This window comes from Pseudomonas sp. P20 (assembly GCF_016463925.1).
GTDB classification, from domain to species: domain Bacteria; phylum Pseudomonadota; class Gammaproteobacteria; order Pseudomonadales; family Pseudomonadaceae; genus Pseudomonas; species Pseudomonas aeruginosa.
Window position 1 is genome coordinate 1 of sequence record NZ_JAEMVM010000032.1, and the last position, 3,928, is coordinate 3,928.

Below are 3,928 nucleotides of genomic sequence, written 5' to 3' on the forward strand. Positions count from 1 at the left end.
GCCGTTCGGCAGCGTCATACAGCGGGAACAGCTCGGATACCGCGTCCTCGAAGGAGCCGTGGAAGGTCAGAGGAGCTTCGATCGGATAGTTGAGATCCTGCGGCTCCCAGCGGACGGTCCAGCGTGCGCGCTTGGCCCAGGCTTCCAAGGTGTCGCGCAGGGTTGATCCCGTCTCGGCCGACCAGGCCTGTGTCAGCGGCCGACTCGGCTCCGCCGAAGGGAGCGCCTTGTCCGGTGGAGTGGAAGCCACGGTGGCCGGAGTGGGCGGCGTGGACTTCACGGCGGAGGCCGGAAGCTTGATCGGTGCCGAAGCCGCGGGAGGAGAAGAGGAGTGGCCATCCTTGGCCGGTGCGGCTGGGGGGAGCACAGTGGTGTATTCAGGCTTCTTGGTCGGAGCGGGGCTGGTTGTGATCGGCGCCGGCGTTGGCACCGAGGCGACCACGACGGGCGACTCCAGCGTGCTGACTTTTTCCGTGGAGGAGGGTTGCGTTACCGCCGCTGGAGTTGGGGCAGCGGGCTTCGCATACAGTTGCTGGACCGGTTTCGGCCTTGGCACCGGGGGAAGTTGATAGCCCGGGCGCAGCACGAAGCAGACCTGCCGCGCGACCTCGTCGACCTTCACCTGCCAGGCAGGGCCGGAGAGGACCTGGAGGGTGTTGCGCAGGGTCATCGGGCCGAGCTTGTACTGAGCCGCCGGCAGCGGCCGGGTGTAGAGGATGTTCACATGACCGGCCTCTGCCGGGCACAGCGAGTAACCCGAGCGGCTCATCACGTACTGCATGGCGTCCTTGACACTCGGGTTCATGCTCGACGGGATGGTTACGTCGATGATCTGGGCCATCAGGTCGCGTTGACCGGCATCAGGCTGGGTGCTGACCAGGGTGTAGCGCCCGTAGCGCACGACGGGCTCCTTCTCCGGTTGTACGCCATTCGGGTACAGGTCCGGAGAGAGCAGGTCTGGATTGCGGCTGCTGTCGAAGGCGGGCCTGGCCGGCTCAGCCTTGTGGGTCGTGCAACTGGCGAGCAGCAGGCACAGCGTGAGAGTGGTCAACTGCCTGGTCATTGAGGCCCCCTTTGATGATGGGGCACACAGTGGCAGGCCATTCGCCATGCCTCAGCAGGAAATACTCGGCAACAGGGTAGGGGATTTCTTTTGCCCACCCGCAGGATTGTGCTTCAAGGGGAGCCAACAGAATTTGGAACAAAGCGTGTGCTAAGGCTGCGTGCGATTGACTGTTTGTGATTTATAAGTCACAGTTGACCCATGGTCGAAGTCAAACAAACCGCCACTTTCATGGCATGGGAAAGCAAGCTAAAGGATCGGCGGGCAAAGGCCGTGATCGCCGCCCGTATCTTCCGATTGGCGAATGGACTACCCGGCGATGTGTCACCAGTCGGCCAGGGTGTGAGCGAGTTGAGGATTCACTATGGCCCAGGCTATCGGGTGTACTTCCAGCAGCGCGGGACGGAAATCGTCATCCTGCTATGTGGTGGAGACAAGAGCAGCCAGGCCAGGGATATAGAAATGGCGAAACGCCTGGCAAATGAGTGGAGGCCGCAATGACCGAGCAAATTTATGATTATGACCCCGCGCAAGCGCTGGACAGCCCGGAGGCCATGGCTCTGTTCATCGCAGACGCTTTGGATACTGGAGACACCGCCTATATCGCTAAGGCTATGGGAGTCGTGGCCCGCGCCAAGGGGATGACGGAGTTGGCCAAGGAAACGGGTTTGGCCAGGGAGCAGCTTTACAAATCGTTTAGTGAGCGCGGGAACCCTACATTGAAAACCATGCTGGCAGTAATGCGAGCTCTGGGAGTTGATCTGACCGCCCGCCCGCATGCTCAGTGAGAACTCGTCCAGTTAGAGTTCCCTCTCCCGATCCTTGGCTATTACTGGTGAATCGAGTTGCTGGGCTCACTCATGTATCGTGGTATCGCTCATACCTAGGGAATAGGACTTCCCTAATCTTTGAATCCATCACTGACTCTATCTCGTCATAGGTGAAGGGGTAGCGTGCAACTTCATCCTCGACGAGTTCTATGTATAGCGCTGGAACTGTAGGTTCCCGGTGAAGGTAATATAAGGCGATTGCTGTCGCCATTTCGCAAAGTCTATCTGGGTCGGCCAGCGCTTCCTTAATGTTCGCTAGCAGCTCTGGAGAGGCGGCATGTGCGAGCTCGTAGAGCGCCTCGATCTTCAGCAACGCTTGCAGCACCATATTTCTTCTGTAGTCGATAGTCGGTGAGGGCTGCTCGAATCTCATTTTTGGGGCATCTCCTGCTGAACAGTCGTGTCGTTGTGATCGAGCTTGCTTCCTGCTCCTCCGTGTTGCAGCAGGAAGTGCTCGGTTGGTGAGAGTAGTTTTTTTACTGTGTCGATCAGCGGCTGGTTCAACCCGAGTAATCAGCGTTCGGCAAGGCTTGCGGCCAAAAGCGCACGGTTTCCGTCGACCTGCTCGGGCTCGATGAGGTCCTGGGCAACCTGGCGTTTCGCGTTGAGCAGTTGCCACAGTTGCTCGTCGATCGTGGCCTCGACCAGTGGGATCTTCACCACGACCATGCGGAGCTGGCCGTTGCGGTACGCGCGGTCCTCGGCTTGTTCCTGCTGACCGGGAGTCCAGGGCAGACCGAGGAAAAACACGTAGTTCGCCGCAGTGAGGTTGTTGCCCGTCCCGGCGGCCGCCGTGGTGCAGATGAACACCCGGCAGTCGGAATCCTGCTGGAAGCGATCGATCGCCTTCTGCCGCTTGGTAAGCGAGTCATTGCCCACCAGCGTGACGCAGCCGAGCCCGGCCTGCTCGCAGAGTTCCTTCAGCGCAGCCACGGTCGGCTTGAACTCGCAGAACAGGATCACCTTGTCCTCGGCGTCGAGCTCGCTCAGCAGGTCCATCGCCACGCGAACCTTCACCGTTTCCAGGTAACGCCGCAGCGCGCCGAGTCGCGCGAAAATCGGTCGGTCCTCGAGGCGCAGCACGTCGTACTGCTGCCGTTCCTCGGTGGAGAGGGCCACCTTCAGCAACTGCCGCTGCTTGCCCTTGAGGCTGGGCAGCACATCCTTGCGCCTGCGCAGCATCCAGTCACCCAGCTCCGCCCGCAGACTCTGGCGGAACTCCGGGTTGCCGGCGAAGCGGTCGCAGAACTCTTTCAGCGGCAGTTGTCCGATGGGGTGGCCTGAGAGGCGAAGCAGGGTGTGCAGCTCGGTTTCACGGTTGAGCACCGGCGTGCCGGTAAGCAGGTAGCGGTTCGGCACTTGGGCGGCAATGTCGAAACCGTGCCGCGTGCATTGCGCCGTCGGTTCCTTCATCCGCTGCGCCTCGTCGATGACCATCACGGCGAAGCGCGAAGCGTTGGCGACGAAGGGGCTCAACTGCTCGTAGTTGACCAGGATCCACTGCGCCTCTGGGTTGTCCTGCTGGATGGCCACGGTGGCCGAGGGATAGACCTCCTGGATTTCGCGCTGCCAATTGATCAACAGGGTGGCCAGGGTGATGACCAGAATTGGCCTGCCCGCCGCTCGGATCGAAGCGGCGATGACCGCCTGGCGGGTCTTGCCCAATCCCATGTCGTCGGCCAACAGGGCGCTGGTTCTCTGCAGCAAGTGAGCGATGCCGGCAGGCTGGTGGGCCAGTAGCGAGTAGCCCTGAAGCGCCGCCTCGATATCAGCCGAGCTGTACTCGGTGCGCTCGATCTCTGGCACCGCGGCGAGGTAGATGTCACAAGCTGACTCGTCCTCCAGGGATGGCGCTGCCGGTTCCTGCTGTGGACCGCCGATGCTCATGCTGGGCAGCTCGGTCGCCGGCGCGAAGCTACCGTCGCTGAGCAGCTCCTGGACGGTATCCAGTATCTCGAATTGTTCCTCGGCGAGGCCAAGCTCCAGGATCAGGTTGCTGCGGAGCAGCTCAGGTGTGGCGTCGATGCGCCAGGAG

General features: G+C 61.3%; 5 protein-coding genes. 2 read left to right on the forward strand and 3 right to left on the reverse strand.

Features of this window, described 5'->3' with window-relative positions:
- A partial coding sequence (pilL2, locus tag JHD77_RS28375) for a PFGI-1 class ICE element type IV pilus protein PilL2 (protein WP_199506540.1) occupies window positions 1–1,063 on the reverse strand: 1,063 nt, incomplete at its 3' end.
- Window positions 1,064–1,264: 201 nt separating this feature from the next.
- Between pilL2 and JHD77_RS28380 the strand changes: the two genes are divergently transcribed.
- Window positions 1,265–1,564: a type II toxin-antitoxin system RelE/ParE family toxin gene (locus tag JHD77_RS28380; RefSeq protein WP_003120987.1), complete on the forward strand. Its 300-nt coding sequence runs from the start codon at window positions 1,265–1,267 to the stop codon at window positions 1,562–1,564.
- Window positions 1,561–1,851: an addiction module antidote protein gene (locus JHD77_RS28385; RefSeq protein ID WP_003448662.1), complete on the forward strand. Its 291-nt coding sequence runs from the start codon at window positions 1,561–1,563 to the stop codon at window positions 1,849–1,851. Before JHD77_RS28380 ends, JHD77_RS28385 begins: the two co-directional genes overlap by 4 nt.
- Window positions 1,852–1,921: 70 nt before the next feature.
- On the opposite strand, the gene JHD77_RS28390 is transcribed toward JHD77_RS28385, so the two are convergent.
- Entirely contained in the window at window positions 1,922–2,266 is a 345-nt protein-coding gene (locus tag JHD77_RS28390) for a hypothetical protein (RefSeq protein WP_016851612.1), read from the reverse strand.
- A gap of 140 nt (window positions 2,267–2,406) precedes the next feature.
- Window positions 2,407–3,928 (reverse strand): DEAD/DEAH box helicase (locus tag JHD77_RS28395; RefSeq protein WP_199506541.1); only part of this gene is annotated, 1,522 nt, incomplete at its 5' end.

What these genes read in the sequence shown, in the direction of transcription:
- JHD77_RS28380 (WP_003120987.1), top strand. Translation starts at nt 1,265, where the DNA reads ATGGTCGAAGTCAAACAAACCGCCACTTTCATGGCATGGGAAAGCAAG.
- JHD77_RS28385 (WP_003448662.1), top strand. Translation starts at nt 1,561, where the DNA reads ATGACCGAGCAAATTTATGATTATGACCCCGCGCAAGCGCTGGACAGC.
- JHD77_RS28390 (WP_016851612.1), bottom strand. Translation starts at nt 2,266, where the DNA reads ATGAGATTCGAGCAGCCCTCACCGACTATCGACTACAGAAGAAATATG.